This is a genomic window from Dendronalium sp. ChiSLP03b, assembly GCF_034531165.2.
In the GTDB taxonomy this organism is placed as follows: Bacteria; Cyanobacteriota; Cyanobacteriia; order Cyanobacteriales; family Nostocaceae; genus Dendronalium; species Dendronalium minutum.
Genome location: NZ_JAVRBR020000010.1, coordinates 1 through 19,749, shown reverse-complemented (window position 1 = coordinate 19,749; position 19,749 = coordinate 1). Strand labels below are relative to the sequence as shown.

15 protein-coding genes, 1 rRNA gene and 1 pseudogene are annotated in these 19,749 nt (G+C 42.5%); 9 read left to right on the top strand and 8 right to left on the bottom strand.

Annotation, left to right across the window (positions count from 1 at the left end; translation table 11 throughout):
* The first annotated feature begins 21 nt into the window (after positions 1-21).
* A 5S ribosomal RNA gene (gene rrf / locus RMY31_RS01845) occupies positions 22-139 on the top strand.
* Positions 140-234: 95 nt separating this feature from the next.
* Here the strand turns inward: rrf and RMY31_RS01840 are convergent.
* The 3 genes from RMY31_RS01840 to RMY31_RS01830 all read right to left on the bottom strand — a co-directional run bounded on the left by RMY31_RS01840 (position 235) and on the right by RMY31_RS01830 (position 3,106).
* On the bottom strand, positions 235-435 hold the full coding sequence (locus RMY31_RS01840) for a hypothetical protein (protein ID WP_322666621.1): 201 nt from the start codon (positions 433-435) through the stop codon (positions 235-237).
* Positions 436-667: 232 nt separating this feature from the next.
* A complete protein-coding gene (locus tag RMY31_RS01835; protein ID WP_322666623.1) occupies positions 668-1,549 on the bottom strand; it encodes a succinate--CoA ligase subunit alpha in 882 nt (293 codons plus the stop codon).
* Between the two features lie 357 nt (positions 1,550-1,906).
* Complete coding sequence (locus RMY31_RS01830; protein ID WP_322666625.1) at positions 1,907-3,106, bottom strand: succinate--CoA ligase subunit beta; 1,200 nt, start codon at positions 3,104-3,106, stop codon at positions 1,907-1,909.
* Positions 3,107-3,739: 633 nt separating this feature from the next.
* Here RMY31_RS01830 and RMY31_RS01825 point away from each other — a divergent pair.
* Positions 3,740-5,554 (top strand): hypothetical protein, encoded by a 1,815-nt coding sequence (locus RMY31_RS01825; protein WP_322666627.1) that lies wholly within the window; start codon positions 3,740-3,742, stop codon positions 5,552-5,554.
* A 50-nt stretch (positions 5,555-5,604) separates the two neighbouring features.
* Here RMY31_RS01825 and fusA read toward each other — a convergent pair whose 3' ends face one another.
* Positions 5,605-7,620 (bottom strand): elongation factor G, encoded by a 2,016-nt coding sequence (gene fusA / locus RMY31_RS01820; RefSeq protein WP_322666629.1) that lies wholly within the window; start codon positions 7,618-7,620, stop codon positions 5,605-5,607.
* Positions 7,621-7,838: 218 nt separating this feature from the next.
* On the opposite strand from fusA, the gene RMY31_RS01815 reads away from it, so the two are divergent.
* Entirely contained in the window at positions 7,839-8,612 is a 774-nt protein-coding gene (locus tag RMY31_RS01815; protein ID WP_322666631.1) for a nucleoside phosphorylase, read from the top strand.
* 220 nt (positions 8,613-8,832) lie between these two features.
* Positions 8,833-9,219, top strand: a complete 387-nt coding sequence (locus RMY31_RS01810; RefSeq protein ID WP_322666633.1) for a hypothetical protein — start codon at positions 8,833-8,835, stop codon at positions 9,217-9,219.
* A gap of 115 nt (positions 9,220-9,334) precedes the next feature.
* Here the strand turns inward: RMY31_RS01810 and RMY31_RS01805 are convergent, their stop codons facing one another.
* From RMY31_RS01805 to RMY31_RS01795, 3 genes are all read right to left on the bottom strand, one after another.
* Positions 9,335-9,589: a hypothetical protein gene (locus tag RMY31_RS01805; RefSeq protein WP_322666635.1), complete on the bottom strand. Its 255-nt coding sequence runs from the start codon at positions 9,587-9,589 to the stop codon at positions 9,335-9,337.
* A gap of 67 nt (positions 9,590-9,656) precedes the next feature.
* Positions 9,657-12,728, bottom strand: coding sequence for a phosphoenolpyruvate carboxylase (gene ppc, locus RMY31_RS01800; protein WP_322666637.1), 3,072 nt, complete (start codon positions 12,726-12,728; stop codon positions 9,657-9,659).
* Positions 12,729-12,835: 107 nt separating this feature from the next.
* Entirely contained in the window at positions 12,836-13,069 is a 234-nt protein-coding gene (locus tag RMY31_RS01795) for a hypothetical protein (protein ID WP_322666639.1), read from the bottom strand.
* A 213-nt stretch (positions 13,070-13,282) separates the two neighbouring features.
* Here RMY31_RS01795 and RMY31_RS01790 point away from each other — a divergent pair, with 213 nt between their 5' ends.
* Positions 13,283-16,303 (top strand): DUF1574 domain-containing protein, encoded by a 3,021-nt coding sequence (locus RMY31_RS01790; protein ID WP_322666641.1) that lies wholly within the window; start codon positions 13,283-13,285, stop codon positions 16,301-16,303.
* 82 nt (positions 16,304-16,385) lie between these two features.
* Positions 16,386-17,882, top strand: coding sequence for an MBOAT family protein (locus RMY31_RS01785; RefSeq protein WP_322666643.1), 1,497 nt, complete (start codon positions 16,386-16,388; stop codon positions 17,880-17,882).
* On the opposite strand, the gene RMY31_RS01780 is transcribed toward RMY31_RS01785, so the two are convergent.
* A complete protein-coding gene (locus RMY31_RS01780; protein ID WP_409877092.1) occupies positions 17,838-18,026 on the bottom strand; it encodes a hypothetical protein in 189 nt (62 codons plus the stop codon). The two genes, RMY31_RS01785 and RMY31_RS01780, sit on opposite strands and share 45 nt — an antisense overlap.
* 11 nt (positions 18,027-18,037) lie before the next feature.
* Between RMY31_RS01780 and RMY31_RS01775 the strand changes: the two genes are divergently transcribed.
* From RMY31_RS01775 to RMY31_RS01765, 3 genes and pseudogenes are all read left to right on the top strand, one after another.
* Positions 18,038-18,505, top strand: coding sequence for a hypothetical protein (locus RMY31_RS01775; protein WP_322666645.1), 468 nt, complete (start codon positions 18,038-18,040; stop codon positions 18,503-18,505).
* Between the two features lie 260 nt (positions 18,506-18,765).
* Complete coding sequence (locus RMY31_RS01770; protein WP_322666647.1) at positions 18,766-19,299, top strand: transposase; 534 nt, start codon at positions 18,766-18,768, stop codon at positions 19,297-19,299.
* 317 nt (positions 19,300-19,616) lie between these two features.
* Positions 19,617-19,749 (top strand): annotated as a pseudogene (locus tag RMY31_RS01765) (photosystem II q(b) protein); the annotation flags it as partial.

Genomic DNA, 19,749 nt, shown 5'->3' with positions numbered 1-19,749 from the left:
GTTTTGTACCCAACAAGTTTTCCTGGTGCTGATTGCGCGGTGGAACCACGCTGATACCTTCCCGAACTCAGAGGTGAAACGCTGCTGCGGCCACGATAGTTGGAGGGTTGCCTCCCGCCACAATAGCTCTGTGCCAGGTTTATTATACAAAATTAAGACCCTCTAGTTAGTTCTGGAGGGTTTTAACTTATACAGGTATTAGTATTTTTCAGTCCACTCAGTTCAGTTTTTAACTTAAGCTATAATTAAATTGACGTGAGTTGCTAAATATTGCAGGATATTGGTCAATTCAATTAAATTTATGTTCGCGAAAACCTTCCATTCCTTTGGAAGAATTGCAATCATCATGCCACGATAAGTTCCCTTGATTTCATCGGCTAGATAATAGTTTGATACTTTTTGCTCAATTTTTTGAATGCCGGCCTGTGCTGTCATTGATGGAGTTCAATCAAGAGGAGAAAAGGGAAACTACAGTACGCAACGTGTAAGATTTAACTCTTATTCTTCTGCTTAACTCTTTGTTACATACCTATAAATTTTTCCACTGACTTACTTACCACTCAAAAAGTTCAAAGTGCAGAAATTTCGGTCAGCGATCCACACATCATCTTTTTCGATAATTTGAGGGAAATTACAAGACCTTGAAAGGGCTGGTCCTAATATATTGTTAACTAATTGCCTTTTTTAGCAATTCTGGAATTAGAGAAGGGCGTTCAGCTACAGAAACATGTGCTGCTTGGAAAGCTGCTAATTTGCTTTGTGCAGTGCCAAAGTCAGGAGTACGTCCTATAACTGTTGCTAAAGTCCCAGTTTGATGCCAATTTTTTCCTGGTGGTGCTTGGCTTCCTGCAATGTAAGCGATTACTGGTTTATCAATTGCTTCAGTAATATATCGCGCTGCTGCTTCTTCACTACCACCACCAGGTTGACCGACTAGAACTATAGCCTCTGTCGTCTCATCTTCATCAAGAATTTGCATCCATTGGAGAAATGATGAACCAACGATCGCATCACTGCCTATACTGACACTAATCGATTGCCCTAAACCAGCTTTTGTTAATTCACGGGCAACTTCATATGTGAGGGTACTGCTGCGACTGACAATGCCCACTGAACCAGGTGTATAAAATTCGTTTGGCTGAGTGCCTAAGAGAATTTTCCCCGGTACGATAATTCCAGGACTGTTAGGCCCTACTACTAGGGTTTCACATGCCTCTGCTTTGCGAAGTAATTGCACCATATCCAAAGGTGGTACGCCAGCAGAGATGATAATAATCTGACGAATACCAGACGCGATCGCTTCTAATGCTGCGTCCAGTACTTGATAAGGATGTACACAAATAATTGTTGTATCAATTGTGCCAAATTGTGCCACGACCTCTTCAACCAAGTCAAATACTGACAGATCGTATAGTTGCCGTCCCCCACATCCGGGATTGACAGCAGCAACCAAATTTGTACCATAAGCTTTCATTTGAGCAATATGAGTTGCCGAGATGAATTCACTGAAACCCTGAATGATTACTTTGCTCTCTGGCGTTAAGTTCATAAAAAATTATGGTAAGTTTGGTAACCCAGTGACTTAAAGCACTGGCAAGAGAAACTACAAATATACGGTGTACTATGATTTAATACAACTCAGATAAGGTTTGATACCCTCTAGCCCTTGTTAGAAGAGGAGAACCTGCTAGGAATAGACATTACTCACTGAACTGTATTGTCTGATTACTTAATTGTTACTAAATTTTCAAAACTTGCAACAGCAGTTTGAGTACCTTCACCAAACGCAAGTAAAAAGGTAAAAGAAAGAATCTTTCTTTTACCTTTTTACTTTTTGACTTCAGTCTGACTCTTGAATACCCTAACCATGACTTATGGAAAGTAAGTGTATATCTACTTACACTAGTCAAACCTTATTGTAAACGCCTGACTTGGCAATACGAACTGCTTGTGCCACCGCTTCATCTAAATCTTCGACCATTATCAGTGTATCGTCCTGAGTTTTTAATGTTGCTAAAAAATTTTTAGCAACGTTGAAATCAGAACCGGCAAGACGGACAACTAAGCGCGGAAAAGCAGATTCTTGTCGGATTCTGCTGCCATTATCACTATTGTCGTTTTGTACAAATTTAGCAATGACTTCAGCTAGTTCTTCTGCCTGAGGAATACTACCTAGGAGGTTGATTAGTATAACTTGAGTACTTGTATCAGCAGCTAGAATATTCAGACCTTTTGCTAAGCGATCGCAGAAGGTAGTCGGTGAGGTATCGGTAACAAAAGCGTGCCGTAGGTTCAGACAATTACCGGGCTTTCCACCAGCGCTGACGACTAAATCGCAGGTTGCCATAATCGAACCAGTGCCATTGCCCAAAATGCCAATTTTTCGCTGCTTTCCTAAACCGTTCCAGTCGCGCAAATTACCGTTGTGCCTACTGTGACCGTCAGCTATTTTGGCTGCCATCTCAGCAATATCTGGATGACGATTCATAGCCCGTTCGTTAATGCTGACTTTACCATTGAGAGCCATAACTTGACCAGCAGCATTGATTGCCAGGGGATTAACTTCCACTAAGTCCAGGTCTTTTTGCACGAATAACTGGTACATCTTTTCCAAAACGCTGCTGACTGACTGCATCAGTGTTCCTTGCAAACCCATTTTTAAAGCCAGTCGCCGTGCGTAAAAAGGAGAAAATTCCTGTTTAACTACAACATGCTGCATTCTTTCCCCTGCCGTTTCCCAATCGATATCCGCTTCTTTGCAACCTAAAAGTACTGGTCGGCAAACAGCAGTATCTAACACTACCGCTAAATAAACTTCTTGCTGACCATCATACTTAGATTCTGCCAATAAAACTTCTGGTAACTCGCCCCAAATTGGCAAATTGAAGATAGTTTGTGCGGCAGCGATCGCATCTATGGTTGTTTCTACAACTCTGACTCCACCAGCTTTCACCCTTTCACCAGCATGTACCTGAGACTTCAGTACAATCGGATAGCGAATTTTTAAACGCTTTAGATCTGTAGGATGGTCAATGCGTTGGGAGGGCAATACGGGAATACCTATTTCCCTAAACCATTCTTTAACTTGGTACTCTAATAAATCCATTGATATGCACCTTGTTGTTACACTTCTCTAGCGTTTCTTTGGTACTGTTTTTTGTTTTCTAGAACACATAATTACAAAATTAAACTTGAGACATCTATAGAAAATTATTGTTCACCGATCGATCAATTTTATCGAATTCTGTAAATGAGGCAAATTAGTCTCTGGTATCAAACTGTTATGGCTGTGTCTGCTAGACATGATTTATTTTCTCAGTGAATCTGTCAGCATAAAACAAAACCACTATATATGTCAAAGCGCTGAGGGGACATGGAGAATAAAAATCAAAAATTAGTAATTAAAGGAATTTTTTCCTAGTCCCCATTCCCCAATCTAGGACACAACCACACAATAAAAGTACTCAAAAAATTTATTATTCCCAATTTTTTATTTGTAATTTCTACTTGAAGTCAGATTTTTGAATTTAGTTCTACCAGTGTAAAAACATGAAGATACGAATAATCACCGATTTTTTTATTTTTGGTTAAAAGTGAGAATTTGTGTTAGAAAGTTGGTCTATTTGATTATCTGGCTATGGTTGGTTAAACTGTGCATCTGTCTTCAACAAACGAAAGTCCTTCATTTCATTTCCTCAAAAATAAAAAAAACAATATAGAAGACCAGCAGGAACGGTCTATGAAAGTAGCAGTCCAGCAAGAAGATTTAGAGCTTTTAGCCAGAACTTTGCAGGAACAATTTCTTGCACAAGTCCCATCTGGTGAAGTCTTCCAAATTAAGTGTGCTGTCAACAAAGACGAGTTAATGATTTTAACTCAACATCCAGTAGGTGTAACTGTTGACACCCAACAAATTTTTGCAGTCCTTGAGGAAGTACTCCAGTCGCTACCAACCTATAGGGAGCAACAAGTACAATGTTTTCTCAGGGTTTCTGGTGACAAACTCCCTTACAGTAAACGTTCTCTAACTATGAAGCAAGGGAACAGGGGAGTGGAAGAACAGGGAAGTAGGGAAGCAGGGGAAGCAATGTTCTCTTCATTTTCCTCATTCTCCTCTTCTTCATCGATCTCATCTCCTTCGTCTTCCTCATCTCTTTTATTTCCTCCTCAAGACTTTCCATATACTGATGAAAATCAGGAAGAGGAACTAGAAGATCCGTTCGATCCTTTGGCAGATACGCCAAATTTGTTGACTAATCAGACAAAACGTCGCCAAGTCCAACCTATCCTACTGGGTGCAGCTTTGGTAGGAATTTTGGTGTTCGGTAGCGGAGCTTACTTGCTAACTCGTCCTTGTGTGATGTTTGAGTGCAAAGAGATACAAGCTGCCGAGAAACTCAAAACTGAATCCAGGCAACGGATAAGTCGTGCTAAGTCAGAAAATGAATTAGTAACAGTACAAAAGCAACTAGAGGTAACTAGTGCCGATTTGATAACAATTCCTGGTTGGTCACCCCATTATCAACAAGCAGAAGAACTAAAAATTAGCTTGTTTGGACAGTCGGAAAAAATTAGCCAGGTGGTAAAAGCTTTGCATGTGGCAGCGACAGCAACGCAAAAAACTCAAACACGCGCCAATAGTCTAGAGGAATTACAAGCTAGACAACATTTATGGCGGCAGGCGATCGCACCATTAGAGGCGATCGATCCTAATAGCGAACTCTATGGATTTGTACAGCCGAGGTTAATCAAATATCGTGTGAGTTTACAAACTGTAAATCAACAATTGCTCGCACAAGAAAGATGGCTGAAAAAATTGACAGCGGCAAAAGCTGTAGCTAGTGTAGCCACCCAGCGGGAAGCTAGTGCTAAATCCTTAAGTGACTGGCGAAAAGTTCAGTCTACTTGGCAAATCGCCGTTAATGCTTTGATTGTTATTCCCCAAACTAGCCCAGCATCCCAAGAAGCACAAAAGCTGTTATTGAACTATAAACCCAAACTGGCAACAGCACGCGATCGCGCTACTAAAGAACAATTGGCTGCTAAAAGCTATCAACAAGCCCTGACCACAGCCAAACAAGCCAAAGTCTATGAGCAACAAAACCAATGGCAGGCAGCAGTAATATACTGGACTCAAGCTTTGCAGACCGCTAAACAGATTTCCCAAGATAGCACTTACTACAATCAGGCTCAGAGTCTAACTGCACCCTACTCAGCTGCCCTCCAGCAAGCACAAGAAAAACTCCAAATTGATAGTAGTTGGCAACAAACCCGCACTGACCTCAACAAAACTTGTACGAGTGAAATTCGGATTTGCACCTTTACCATCAACGACAAAGGAATTACCGTCTGGCTTAGCTCTGAATACGAACAAGTAATGCAAAGTAGCTTGTTTAATGCCAATCCTCAAAATTCCAGTCCTGCTATTGGTGCTACAAATCACTGGCAAATTTTACAGGATGCCTTAGCAATCATTAGTGATAACGCCAATCTGCCCTTATTCATTTACGATACCCAAGGTCAGGGACTTTATACGCATATCCCAGGAGGGTAGCAGAGGCAGGGGGTGAGTCAGAAAATAGTACTGACTCACCCCCTGCCTTACTATTTGACTGTCAGGACTTGTCTATAGCAGGCAAACTCCATTGTGAAGGTTGCCATACCAGAGGTGAGCGATCGCAAGTCTGTAGAATAGCCGAACATTTTCACTAGCGGGACTTCAGCACGAATCACTGTGTATCCCTGCATAGTCTCGGAACCCAGTAGCAAGCCCCGACGAGAGGACAAGTCGCCTTGAACTCTTCCCATGAACTCATTGGGTGTTTCCACTTCTACAAGCATGATGGGTTCGAGGATATAGGGTTTGGCTTTGGCGATCGCACCTTCAAGCGCTTGATGTGAACCCGACCGGAATGCCATTTCTGAAGAGTCAATTGGGTGGTAGGAACCTCCCTCTAAAACGACTTTCACCCCGGTTACGGGATAACCTTCTAGCACTCCTGATTGCATAGTTTCACGGAAACCTTTCTCGCACGCAGGGATGTACTCTTTAGGAATCGCACCCCCAACGACTCGGTTTTCAAAGACAAACGACTCATCTGTAGGTTCAATCCACCCAGAGACATGGGCGTATTGACCAGGGCCGCCTGACTGTTTCTTGAGTCGGTAGTCAAAGGTTGCTCGTTGTCCAATGGTTTCTCGATAAGCTACGGCGGGAGTACCGACGTAAACCTCAGCGTTATATTCCCGTTGGATACGTTCTATGTAGATTTCCAGGTGGAGTTCGCCCATGCCAGAAATCAAAGTTACCCCGGATTCGGGGTCGATGCTGACTCGGAAAGTCGGGTCTTCTCGTTGGAAGCGGTGGAGTGCCTTGGAAAGGCGATCGCTATCTTCCTGTTTCTTAGGTGTAATTGCCAAGGTAATCACTGGTTCCGGCACAAACATTCCTTCTAAGGAAACGAATGGTTCGGCAGAACACAAGGTATCACCAGAAGCACAATCAACACCCAACAAAGCGACAATATCCCCAGCCACAGCCACTTTCAACTCTTCCCGCTTATTGGCGTGCATTCTTACCAATCGCCCGATTTGCACCCGTTGTCCTGTACGGGAGTTGTAGACGGTATCGCCCGCCTTCAAAGTCCCTGAGTAAATACGAGTGTAGGTCAATTGTCCGAAGGACTCGACAGTGAGTTTAAATGCCAAAGCCACCAATGGATCTTCGGGGTTGGGGTAAAGACTCACAAACTCTGCGGTTTTGACTACTTCCCTATCTACCGGAGATGGTAAATAAAGAGTGATCGCATCCAATAAGTTCTGCACTCCTTTGTTTTTGAATGCCGAACCTAGCAGTACAGGCGTGAGTTCCAAGGTCAAAGTTGCTTGGCGGATGGTTTGCCAAATTAGTGCTGAGGGAATTTCTTCACCTTCTAGCAACATCTCGGTCATCGGTTCCGAGAACAGTGACAAAGTATCTAGCAGCTTGTCTCGTGCCTGTTGTGCCTCATACTCCAGAGCCTTGGGAATTGACTTTTTCACGACATTCTCGCCGTTATCGCCCTCAAAATAGCGAGCTGTCATTTCCACTAGGTCAATTACACCTTGGAATTGGTCTTCACTGCCGATGGGATACTGGAGTAACACAGCATTTAGTTGCAAGCGATCGCGCATTGCCTGTACTACACGAAATGGATTTGCACCCATGCGATCCATCTTGTTGATGAATGCCAAACGCGGCACGCGGTAGCGCTTCATCTGGCGATCTACGGTGATGGACTGAGACTGCACGCCCGCTACGGCACACAGCACCATGACTGCCCCATCCAGTACCCGCAACGCACGTTCTACTTCAATCGTGAAATCTACGTGTCCCGGCGTGTCAATTAGATTGATTTGGGTATTAAGCCACTGACAGGTCGTAGCTGCGGAAGTAATGGTGATCCCATGTAGTTTTTCCTCTGGCATGAAATCCATGGTTGCACCCTTGCCGCCTCCCCGCACTTCCTCAATAGCGTGGATTCTGCCTGTGTAGAAGAGAATTCGCTCTGATAGCGTAGTTTTACCAGAGTCGATGTGAGCAGAAATACCAATATTGCGGACGCGTTCTCGGGGAATCATAAAATTTCCTTTTGTTCAAGCGACAGATAGTCACCGCCTAAGCGGTAACAATATTATATACTACAAGTATAATACAAGTCTAGTTAAGAGATTCTAAGAATAAAAAATGACTGGTCAAGTTAGCGATAGATTAATTTATCAAAGTCAAATATTCTGCATTGCAGGCGTTGATGGCAGTTTATAAGTCACCTAAGTTCAGTAAAGCAATCCAAAATTGAATGACCGATAAACGCTTTTATCACATTGGCTTTGGGCAAGATGATTTGGGTTCTTCACCTCCCAAGATAGCTTTATTATCCGGCGATCCCGAACGTTCGCGTTTAATTGCTCAAACTCATTTGCAGGATGTGCGTTTGTTATCAGAAAATCGCGGACTCAATAGCTATATGGGATACTTACTCAACGGTCGCCCCATATTATCAGCTACCAGTGGTATGGGTGCGCCCTCATTGAGTATTGTGGTCAATGAGTTGGTACAAGTTGGAATCCAGCAAATTATTCGTATTGGGACTTGCGGTTCAATTCAACCGTATGTACCAGTTGGTAGTATTGTCATTAGCAATGCAGCCTTGTGTCGCCAAGGTGCAGCAAATGACATTGCACCCGTGGAGTATCCAGCCGCAGCCGATCCATTTCTCACAGTTGCTTTAGTACAAGCAGCACGAGAACTACAGGTTGAGCATTACATAGGGATTACGGCATCGGTGGATACTTTTTATGAAGGACAAGAACGTACTGATTCAGCAAATCCGAATTTAATGCGATCGCTGCATGGCATCACAGAAGAATATCAGCGGTTGAATGTCTTGAACTACGAAATGGAATGTGGCACACTCTTTAAAATGGCAGGAGTGTATCAATTTGCTGCCGCTGCTGTTTGCGGTGTAGTTGCTCAACGCAGCGTTGCAGAAGAAATTATGTTATCTCAAAAGGATATTGCCATTAAAAATGCGATCGCAACTGCTGTACATGCAGCTGCAAACTTTGAGTGAAGTTAACGGATCTGGGGACTAGGAAATAAAAGGATAAGGAAGACGAAGGAAGAGTTTTTGACTCTCTACTCGCTATTTTCAAGGTCTGTCAAAATTGCGTGAATTCAACTAGACGGTGCAATAAGTATAAATAATTTTTACATATAACGTGCGTATACACTTGTCAGTTGTCAGGATTTTGGATTAACCTCGAACCATCGGTGTAGCAGAAGGCGAAACTATGTCTGGCGACCAAACTCCTCACGACAAAGACCGTACCCTCGAAAAAGCACTGACCAACAAAATCATCAATGATTACTTCGATCAATCTGAAAGTTGGCTCAGGGCGATTTTGCGAATGTGCATCTTCTCATTAGCTCACCTGAATGGACAATCGATATTTATTGTTGAATGTCCAAATCAAGCAGTAGCAAAACGTCTGAGTCGCAAGACTTTTCCTTTTCGAGGAATTGTATATTATTTAACTGACAATTTTAATGGTTGCGATCGCACTCTGTTTTGTTATCAAGAACACAAAGATGGAACTTGGCACTGTTTTGATACCAGTTCTAAATCTTGGAAACCCCTGAGTAACTTGCAATCACGGACTGCAACCACAGATAGTTAGAGAGACAATAGACACAGGGGAAGAGGACGCGGGAACAAGGAGACACGGGGACAAGAATAACTCTTAACTCCTAACTTCTGTACAGACGCGATTAATCGCGTCTGTACTCCTAACTCTAATAACGAGGTTGGCGTGTTACTAAACCACCAACGAATGCCCCTAAGACTGTACCTGTCCATATTCCTGTTGTGCTACCTTGCCACATTGCCCCTGGTGTTACCCAAGCGTTACACATCTCCTTCAAGCCCCAAGGCTGGTTTTGACACTTCTGACTATGTAGCATTGAGGTGATTTGTCCACCGATGTAACCACCAAAAAATCCTGATAACAGCGCTGAAAAGGTGCAAATTAAAATTCGGTTTTTAGTCATTAGTCATTAGTCAGTTGGCAGTTGTATGTGTTTTACCACCGATCGCTAACCACTGACTACTGATTTTTCAACCCGTATTTCTCATACCCGCAGCAATACCGTTAATAGTTAATAATGCTCCTCGCAGTAACTCACCTTTGCTGTAACGAGAATGAATTACGCCACTGGTCGCATTAGGATTTCGGGATTGACGGAGGCGCTTGAGTAGAGAAACCTGTATGAATCCTAGAGGTACAATTGTACCATTGCGTAACTGTACTGAACGTTGCAATATAGGATCGCCATCCAAGAGTCGATTGTGACCAGTGATTTTTAACACTAAATCTCTGGTGAGATAGAATTCATTGGCAATTTGCTCAAAAACTTTCTCAAATCGAGCTTTGTCTTCGGGATTCGACAATTCTTGAACGTAATGGTGTGCCATTTGGATATCTACTTTTGCCAAAGTCATTTCTGCTTTGGAAATCACCATTTTGAAGAAAGGCCATTTGAGATAAAAGTAGCTGAATAATTTCAGGTGTTCTTCTGGTTCTTCATTCAAGAATTCTTGCAAAGCTGTACCAATACCGTACCAAGAAGGCAGCAAAAACCGAGTTTGTGTCCAGCTAAATACCCAAGGAATGGCTCGCAGACTGCTTAAATCTTTTTTACCAGATGGCCGTCGCGCTGGACGAGAACTAATTTGTAGTTGGCTAATTTCCTCAATGGGAGTAACTTGGTGGAAAAAGTCAATAAAATCTGGTTGTTCGTAGATGAGATTGCGATAATGTTGACGCGATCGCGCTGCTAATTCTTCCATTATCTCATTCCACGGTTCGATATCATCAAACCCAGTCCGCAAGAGGCTAGCTTGAATGACAGCAGTGGTGATGGTTTCCAAGTTGTACAAAGCCAAGTCCAGCAACGAGTATTTAGAAGCTAAAACTTCCCCTTGTTCGGTAATTTTAATCCGCCCATTAATGCTGTGACCTGGTTGAGCTAAAATCGCTTCATAAGCTGGGCCGCCACCACGTCCCACAGAACCGCCACGTCCGTGAAAGATCCGTAAATTCACGCCATACTCTTCGGCAATTTTCTGAAGTGATTTTTGAGCTTTATGAATTTCCCAGTTACTGCTTAAGAAACCAGAATCTTTGTTGCTGTCAGAATACCCCAGCATGACTTCTTGCAAGTTAAGGGTGAGGGGAGATGAGGGAGAAATCCTGTCTTGTCCCTCTTGTCCTCGCATCCCCATGTCTGCTGCGTACCCGCCAGCTAATAAAGCGCGATACAGAGGGAGTTCAAACAGTTGGCGCATGACGCTTCTGGAACGTTGCAAGTCTTCTACTGTCTCAAATAGGGGAACGACTTGAATAGTTCCAACAGCAACGGCGGGGTCGAACAGTCTGGCTTCTTTGGCTAACAGTAGCACTTCCAGCACATCGCTGACTTGGCGGCACATACTAATGATATAAGTTTGGCAGATGTTGACACCAAACTCTTGTTGCAGCGATCGCAGGATGCGGAAGGTTTCAATCACATCGTTGGTTTTTTCAGAAAATGGCAGTTCCGCTGGAATTAACGGTCGGCGAGTTTGCAGTTCCCCTGTGAGCCAAGCGACTCTTTGTTCTTCAGATAATTCGTCATAGGATTGGGGTAAGACTTGCAGGTATTCGAGAATCTCATTTAAGGCATCAGAGTGCCGGGATGATTCCTGGCGGATATCCAACTGTGTCAGGTTAAAGTCAAAAATTTCTACTTGAGCGATGAGATTTTCTAACTCCCGACAGCTTAAACCAGTTTCAGTTAAGTTCCGGTAAATTAATCGCAGTTCTGCTAAAAACTCTGCCCCCGAACGGTACATGGGTAAGTCTTCGTTTTTTGGCGTTTCTCGGTTATACAAGGCGAGATTGCGATCGCGTGTATTTTCCAATCGCCTCAGCACGTAAGATAATTTCAGCCGATATGGTTCTTGCCGATAACGCAGCGCCAATGCGTCGTATACTTCACTTAAATGGGATTGATCTAACTCTAGAGATTCCAATAAGTCAGGTAAGACATCGCTCCAGTGCATTGATACACTCAATAATTCAATCAGTTGCTTCACTGACTGGATATATCTTTGCAGCACCATTTTGCGTTGATAGCAAGCTGTCTTCCAGGTAGTTTCTGGTGTAACTGAAGGGTTGCCATCTCTATCTGAACCTACCCAAGAACCGAAAGAACAGAAGTTTTTACTCGGTGGCTCTAACCAAGCAAAGGTTTGACCTAAAGCATATTTTAAGCGTTTATATAATTGGGGAATACCATCAAATAACACTTCTTGAAAGTAGTGTAGGGCATAATCTACTTCATCCAGTACCGTAGGTTTGAACTGATGGAGTTCATCTGTACGCCACCACAAGCGAATTTCTTCGAGCAATTTTTCCCGTAACTCTGCTGATTCCCAAGGATATCCTCCGACTGTGCTATCAGAGCGATTTTCCACTGCATCTAGCTTTTGTAAGAGGTTGACTACCTGCCGCTGTTTATCTCGAATCGTATGACGGACAATTTCCGTTGGGTGCGCTGTGAACACCAAACGGACATCCAATTGTGAAATCAGGCGTTGAATTTGCTGGGGTGGTACATTTAGTCTGAATAAAAGGGGAAACAAAGTAGAAAAAGTACCTTTTTGTTTTCCTGGCCCTTTGGCAACCCAACTTGTTGCCAGCCATTCTGTTTCTATTCCTCTGTGAACAATTGCATCATCTTCTTTTTGATTTGAGGAATATGTTGTATTTGTGTGAGTTTCCTGATGTACCAGTTCTGTTTCTACTTCCGAATAGCGAGCTAATTGCTGCCGTTGTTCAAATTCCTGCTCTATGATGTTAATCAGCTGAAAATACAGAGCGAAGGCACGAGCTGCTCGAATTGCTTCGTTGATGTTCAGTTGTTCAATCAACTTGACGGCAGAATCGGCTTGATCGTTTGTGGCTTGTCCTTCTGGCGAACACAAATCGCGCAACTGCCGCAATAAATCCACCATATTTTGACCGCATTCTTGCCGGAGGACTGACTCCCACAATTCCTCCACTACCTGGAGACGATGACGTAAAAATAATTCCGATGCGGGATAGAAATTCGCAGCTTGAGACAAAGAGTATAAAAGGGAACTCATATTTTCTGCTTTTGTAAAGCCGATTACTGTTGACAGTTCTTAGTCTTGGCAACTTATGCTCGCGGTCTTGCCCCGAGCATTATTAGGTTTAAATATATTTTTTAACTTTAATGTGGAGATTCACTGTCATCGGGGAAGGGGAGAATGGGTAGGCGATCGCCTCGAAACAATTCTTCACTAGCTTGTCCTATAGATTCTAGGGCTTTTACTGTGGCCTTTCCGGTGATGAGCAGCAGTAGTATAGAGCCTGTACTTATTTGTAAGAGGAGAGATTGGGGAATGCTAAACAGAACCAGATTTAATTCAGGATTATGGGAAGACTGTTGGGTAGTAGGAGGCATTGCTATTTGTGAGTTATTGGCAGAGTAAAATGAAACGCAAAATTCAACATCTGTGCAACTTGCAACCGTACAAGACTATCTTGGCCCATTTTGCAAGCTTATAAGGTAACAAAAGTGTTAAAAAAAAACAGCAAAGTATGATAAACCTATGGTTCTAGTTTACAAGTGCAGGCAATACCCCCCCATACTCGCTTCCTGTAAAGTTCACTGCCCATGAAAACAGTATTACTAGACAGCCAGCAATCCCTAGTGCAATGGGTAAGTCAAGCAACAGGAATCAACTCTTTTGGGGTGAAAGTCCGGTTGCGGGGAAATGACCTACACATTCTTTGTGAAGGTACAGAGTGCCCTCAACGCTGGCGCACTCTGTCTGACTTGCTTCGTGCACTACAGCAAACAGACTTGGATGTTTTAACAAGTAGCGAACAACCCTCAATATACCAAGTATTTGTCTACGGACGGAAGAAAGGGGAACATCGCCCCCAATGGTGTCATCGGGTTTATTTAAATCAACTGGAACGACACTTAGAACAGGTACAGCAAGCCCTAGAAGACTCGGAAAAGTCCCGACAAGTGGGTGGGGCGCTAATCATCTCCAACGAGAGTTTGGCACGTCGAGGCGATCCTAATGCCATTGCTCGCTATCTCAGCGAAACTCTTAGCACGTTGGGCGTGGCGGTACAGGTAAAAGTCAAGCAGCATCAGCCAAAAGACGGCACTCAAGCTGTGGTAAATCGTCTATGGATATTTTGCCAGACCGCTTATAGTCCCGATCCTTCATTACTAGCAGAACCAATCGCTCAGCAATTGCGGCATTTAAAACTTGCTGGTTACAAAGATGCAGTAATTGCTTCCCAAGTCAGTGGTGAAATAGCACCAGATTGGCTCCTCAAGGTAGATTTGACACCCCCAAAGGTGATGCTCAAAGAATGGGCGCGTTGGGGAGATGTCCAAGCGATCGCGCTTCTGTTAACTGAGGTATTGTCTGAGTTAAAAGTAACCGTACAAGCTTCTCTCAAAGAATCAACCCTACATATATTTTGCACCGCAGCTGTTGCCCCTTCAGAAGTTACCCCAGCCCCAGATAAGACACAGTGCTTAGAGGCGATTTTACCGCAACTAGAAGCGATCGCTCCCCAAGGGATTCTTGCCGCCACCATTTACGGACAAACAACAAATGACCAGGAACCAGCGTGGATTGACTGGCTTTCTTTACCTGCGTCACAGTATCCTGCCCTGGCTACCCCAGCCTTAGAGTTGGCGACTGCTGGCGACCAACCAGCGATCGTTTTTTTACTAGAACGCTTACTCAATCCTGACTTGGATAGGCGGTTGAAAACAGGTGGTATCCGCGTACTTCTGCTTCGCAAAAATGATTTATTGCACATTATGTGTGATGCGCCTATTTGTCCAGTCCGCAAACAAGTAGCCAGCAAAGTCACGCAATTTTTGCGCTTGTTAAAACTACCTGGCATTACCGGGGTACGTGTCTACGGTCGCCGTGCTGGTAACAAAGAACCTGCTTGGCATCATGGTTTAGATTGGGAACTCCGCCAACGTTTAGTTCCAGAAGCTACCCCAGAATTTGCTGCTACTTCCGAATACGTTAGCGACCTGTTAACTAATGAGGCTAGCGAACCGATTCTTCGCCCCGATTTAACCACAGAAGAAGTTCACAGCTTTGTTACAGAAGTAGCGCGGGATTGGGCGACAACTGCAACTACCACTGTGAAAAAGTGGCTATTAGCAACACAGGTATTTACGGAAGCTGACCAGCCAGCAACGCCAGACTACGATAATCAAGGAGTTAAGATCGCTGTAGTTTGGGGAACGCTGGGTTTATTAATCGCTCTCCAAACTGATTGGTTCTTGGGTCGATTTATTGCTCGCATCACGCCTAAATCGTCACCAGTGGTTAGTGTTTTACCTCCATCGTCTACCGATCAAAAGCAATCTAAGGATAACCAGAGTCAGAGAACAGCATTTTTTAGTAGCACCACTACCAGCACCAAATCTTCTCGGAGTAAAGGTAGTGTATTTAATGCTTCGGGATTTACCGAAGGCGATGACAAACCTAGGAGTTTGACAGCCGCACCACTGAAACAAAAAGCCGCTGCCGTCGCTATTCTGTTAGCAGCGCGATCGCAGATGCCAAGTTTCAATGTCAGGCAGTTAGATGAGCAGTTGGCGTTATATAGACAGCGACTAGCTACAAATGGTCATGCTCCAGATGTTTTGATTATTGGTTCCTCCCGTGCTTTGAGGGGAGTCGATCCAGTAGCACTTTCTAAAGCTTTGTCAAATCAAGGTTATCCCAATATTGACGTATTTAACTTTGGGATCAATGGTGCCACAGTACAAGTTGTAGACTTGCTAATTCGCCAGGTTCTAGAGCCATCGGAACTACCGAAGCTAATTGTATGGGCAGATGGTTCCCGTGCCTTTAACAGCGGGCGTGAGGATGTAACATTTAAAGCGATCGCTGCTTCCAATGGTTATAAGCAAGCGTTGCAGAAAACACAAGCGATCGCAAGTAACGATCGCCCGCTCAAAAATCCTGCTAATTCGACTGAAAAGCAAAATATGCAAAATGAAAAGCCAGAAATTAGCAGCTATGAAGCAGTAAATCAGTGGTTAAATCAGGCATTAGCTAGTGTTTCTTCTAGCTACGAAAAACGCGACCAAGTTAAGGCTTTATTGCACAAACAGTTGATATCTTTGCCTTTTGTTAACGAAAGAACTGAAACTATTGCATCGTCAACACAATCCATAACCGATAATTCCGATGAAGACGCTGGACAACAATCAGTAGATTTTGATGGCTTTCTACCTTTATCTGTGCGCTTTAATCCTGCTAGATACTATCAAAAACACCCTAGAGTTACTGGAAATTACGACAACGACTATAAATCTTTTCAGGTAGAAGGTGAGCAAGATGCTGCCTTCCAAGAAATGTTGCAATTTACCCAGTCTCAGAAAATTTCTCTAGTATTTGTCAACATGCCTCTCACTACAGAGTATTTAGACCCAGTACGCAAAAAATATGAGCAAGAATTTCAAAAATATATGTTACGTTTAGCGAATAATCCTAACTTTATTTATCGGGATTTAAGCGAACTGTGGCCAAAAGTAAATGACTACTTTTCTGACCCCAGCCATCTCAATCGCTTTGGAGCCTTTGAAGTCTCGAAGAAGTTAGCTAATGACCCAATGATTCCGTGGTCTGCAAAATAAGCGCTGAGCTTTTTATTAGTTGTCAGTTGTTTATTATTTTCCACTGACCACTCACTCATGACTAATGATTATTAACTAAACAATGAAATTTACATCAATTTTCTACGGATTATTCTTACTGAGTGTGTTAGGAATTTACTGGTCTTTAGCTAATCAAAAATTGCGGCTATGGACTTTGCTGATTGCTAGCCTTGTTTTCTATGCATCTTTGCATATCCAGTACATACCATTACTATTAGCGCTGACTTTTATTAACTTTCGTCTAGGGCGGGAGATCGGGAAAAATACCTCGCCAGGAAAACATACTCATGACTGGCAAATTTCTAATGAAGAATGGCAATACGCTCAAGCTGATTGGAATCGTCGCCGTCTGAAGTTGTTATGGCTGGGTGTGATTTTAAATGTTCTACTGCTACTCGGATTTAAGTATCTGCCAGCTTTATTAAAGTTGTTTTTTGATATACAAATACATTCATCAAATGCCTCTTTTAAATCGATTGCACCTTTGGGAATTTCATTTTTTACATTTGAATGTATCGCTTATCTTGTAGATGTATATCGTGGTGCCCCTGCTACTGAAAAGTTTCTCAAATTTGCCACGTACAAATTATTCTTTGCCAAACTGATTTCAGGTCCAATTACTCGTTATCACAACCTAGCAACTCAATTCAATACATTGGAATTGCCTACATCCGATCGCCTGGTAGAAGCATTCTGGTTAATTTCTAAGGGCGCATTCAAAAAATGTATTTTGGCAGATAATTTAGGAATTTTTGTCGATTTATGTTTTGGTAACTTACAACGTGCGGGTAGTGGCGATCTCTGGCTAGCTACATTTGCTTACGGTTTACAGTTATATTTGGACTTCAGTAGTTATGTAGACATGGCCCGTGGTAGTGCTTTACTATTCGGCTTGGTATTACCTGAAAATTTTGACTTTCCTTACTTCAGCACCAGTATTGCAGAGTTTTGGCGACGCTGGCACATGACTCTAGGAGATTGGTTACGTAACTATCTTTACTTTCCTTTGGGTGGTTCTCGTCAAGGCTTGACTCGAACCTGCTGGAATTTGTTTATTGTGATGCTAGTCGCTGGTATTTGGCACGGATCTGCCTGGGGTTTTGTAGTTTGGGGTATATTCCATGGGTTAGCCTTAGCGGTTCATCGACTGACAGATGCTATGAGCGATCGCTATGAGCATCTAGAACATTTTTGGCAAAATCCTTTAGGTGTAGTTGTAGCTTGGCTGTTAACCCAATTGATGGTTTTTACCTCTTGGATCTGGTTCCGTCTACCCAACCTCCAAGATTCTTCTTTAGTCATTCAGCGCCTTTGGGGTCATTCTGCCGATGAACAGTTTGCTCAAAAGGTCTATGTGGAAGCCTTAAATATGAGCCAATACCAACTCACTTGTTTACTGGTAATTTTAGCTACCTTAATGGGCATAGTATATGCTTTAAAAGGCAAGCTGAAGTTAGATTTCAACTGGCCCGTTAAGCTTATCTTTGTGCCAATATGCCTCTACGCTGTTTGGCTATTGGCTCCTGAAGGAGTACCACACATCTACTTCGATTTTTAACCCCTGCTTACGAGGGTTAACAAGAGTCAGTAGACCGAAAAGTTTGGCGATCGCTCCGTGATGAATACCTGTATAAGTAGATTTTTGTTGAAAATTAGTAATTTTAAATGTCAGTGTTAAATCGCTGAGTTGGCTCTGTAACATAAGTAAAGTTAATGAATCAGCCAAGTGTAAGAGCAAATCTCACACCAGAATATGATTATGCTGTGATTGCAGAGAATTTTGTCAAAGAGTTGCGGGAGAATCGACCTAGAGGGATATCTGGTTTGACTATGACTGCAACTACTACTCCAGCTTTAACTGACAATAAAACTTTGAACGAAGTAGTTAACTGTTTAACAGAAAACATTCCGCTTCAGACTCAAGGTAAGTGTGAACAAAGGAATATTTTTGAAATTTTAATACGGGCTGCCACTCAAAAAGATAGTATTGAAAATACTACTAAAGTTCTAAAAAATATTCCGACCAGTAATGATATTCGTTACCATTTGGAGAAATATTCAGACCTGACTTTATTGGAGGATGCTTTAAATAAAGCACTCCAAAGCCGCTTGCCAACAGGTATACGACAAGGGCAACAGAAAATTGCCATCGACTTTAACGCGCATTCCATATTATGGTGAGCCATCACCATTAGAAGCACCATATATTTATAGAAGTCAAGCGAAAAATGGTACAAGTTCATTCTATGCTTATGCTACTATCTATGTCATTAAAAAACATAAAAGAGTAACTTTAGCCGTTAAAGCTGTTCAACAACAGAATACTTTGGTTGCAATTATCACGTACCTTTTAGCAATAATTGAGCCTTTAAACCTGAGAATTGAACGATTATATTTAGATAGGGAGTTCTTCTGCGTACCTGTTATCAGATGGTTGCAAGATGCGCGATATTCCATTTGAAATGCCAGCTATTATCCGAGGCAAACATGGTGGAACTAAACAATTAATTAGAGGTAGGCGGAGTTACAAAACCAGTTACACTTTAAACAGCGATAAATATGGTTCAGTAACTTTTAGTGTGTGGATAGTTTGCACATATAAAAATGGTAAAAGACGAGAGCATGGGCGGGAATTTTTTGTTTATGCTGTTTATAAAGTTAAACTGTCATTACATTCAATACATGATGACTATCGTCTTCGTTTCGGAATTGAAAGCAGTTATCGGATGAAAAATCAATGCCGGATTAAAACTACTATTAAAAATCCCATTATTCGGCTTCTATTTGTTGGTTTAGCTTTTTTAATTATTAATATTTGGATTTATCTAGTATGGCATTATCTCAGTCGTTTAAAAAGAAGTACTAGACAAGTTTTTTCTCACTTACTTACTCTCAAACAGATGCTTGAATTTTTACGCCAAGCAGTAGACCGCAACTATGGGGTAGCCTGCGAAGTTTATTTACCGTCCGGCTGATGTTGGCTGGTTGGTTTTTGGAGGATCTCGATAAGCTAAACTTATCATTTATCAAAGTCTTTCAGCTTTTGCACTTTTCTCCAAAAACGGTATCACAGACTACTATTTTTTAGCGATCGCCAAACTTTTCGGTCTACTGAGAGTGGATAATGCCTACTCTTGACTTCTAATTTATATAAGTAAATGTAATTACTTTTAAATAAATACATAAATAATAAAGATTATACTTAACGTAAATAGATGTTAAGTTTATCAATACGTGCTAAAACACAAGTACGCATAATTCATTAAGCAAAAGTTACCGCAATCATAAAACAATGACCACAACCTTACAAAGACGCGAAAGCGCCAACGTATGGGAACGGTTCTGCAACTGGATCACCAGCACCGAAAACCGGATTTATGTCGGTTGGTTCGGCGTATTGATGATTCCAACGTTGCTAGCCGCAA

Coding starts and splice junctions, on each gene's coding strand:
- RMY31_RS01785 (WP_322666643.1), top strand. CDS start 16,386: ATGAAATTTACATCAATTTTCTACGGATTATTCTTACTGAGTGTGTTA.
- RMY31_RS01805 (WP_322666635.1), bottom strand. CDS start 9,589: ATGACTAAAAACCGAATTTTAATTTGCACCTTTTCAGCGCTGTTATCA.
- RMY31_RS01840 (WP_322666621.1), bottom strand. CDS start 435: ATGACAGCACAGGCCGGCATTCAAAAAATTGAGCAAAAAGTATCAAAC.
- RMY31_RS01825 (WP_322666627.1), top strand. CDS start 3,740: ATGAAAGTAGCAGTCCAGCAAGAAGATTTAGAGCTTTTAGCCAGAACT.
- RMY31_RS01830 (WP_322666625.1), bottom strand. CDS start 3,106: ATGGATTTATTAGAGTACCAAGTTAAAGAATGGTTTAGGGAAATAGGT.
- RMY31_RS01770 (WP_322666647.1), top strand. CDS start 18,766: ATGCGCGATATTCCATTTGAAATGCCAGCTATTATCCGAGGCAAACAT.
- RMY31_RS01795 (WP_322666639.1), bottom strand. CDS start 13,069: ATGCCTCCTACTACCCAACAGTCTTCCCATAATCCTGAATTAAATCTG.
- RMY31_RS01815 (WP_322666631.1), top strand. CDS start 7,839: ATGACCGATAAACGCTTTTATCACATTGGCTTTGGGCAAGATGATTTG.
- RMY31_RS01810 (WP_322666633.1), top strand. CDS start 8,833: ATGTCTGGCGACCAAACTCCTCACGACAAAGACCGTACCCTCGAAAAA.
- RMY31_RS01775 (WP_322666645.1), top strand. CDS start 18,038: ATGAATCAGCCAAGTGTAAGAGCAAATCTCACACCAGAATATGATTAT.
- RMY31_RS01780 (WP_409877092.1), bottom strand. CDS start 18,026: ATGTTACAGAGCCAACTCAGCGATTTAACACTGACATTTAAAATTACT.
- RMY31_RS01835 (WP_322666623.1), bottom strand. CDS start 1,549: ATGAACTTAACGCCAGAGAGCAAAGTAATCATTCAGGGTTTCAGTGAA.
- ppc (WP_322666637.1), bottom strand. CDS start 12,728: ATGAGTTCCCTTTTATACTCTTTGTCTCAAGCTGCGAATTTCTATCCC.
- RMY31_RS01790 (WP_322666641.1), top strand. CDS start 13,283: ATGAAAACAGTATTACTAGACAGCCAGCAATCCCTAGTGCAATGGGTA.
- fusA (WP_322666629.1), bottom strand. CDS start 7,620: ATGATTCCCCGAGAACGCGTCCGCAATATTGGTATTTCTGCTCACATC.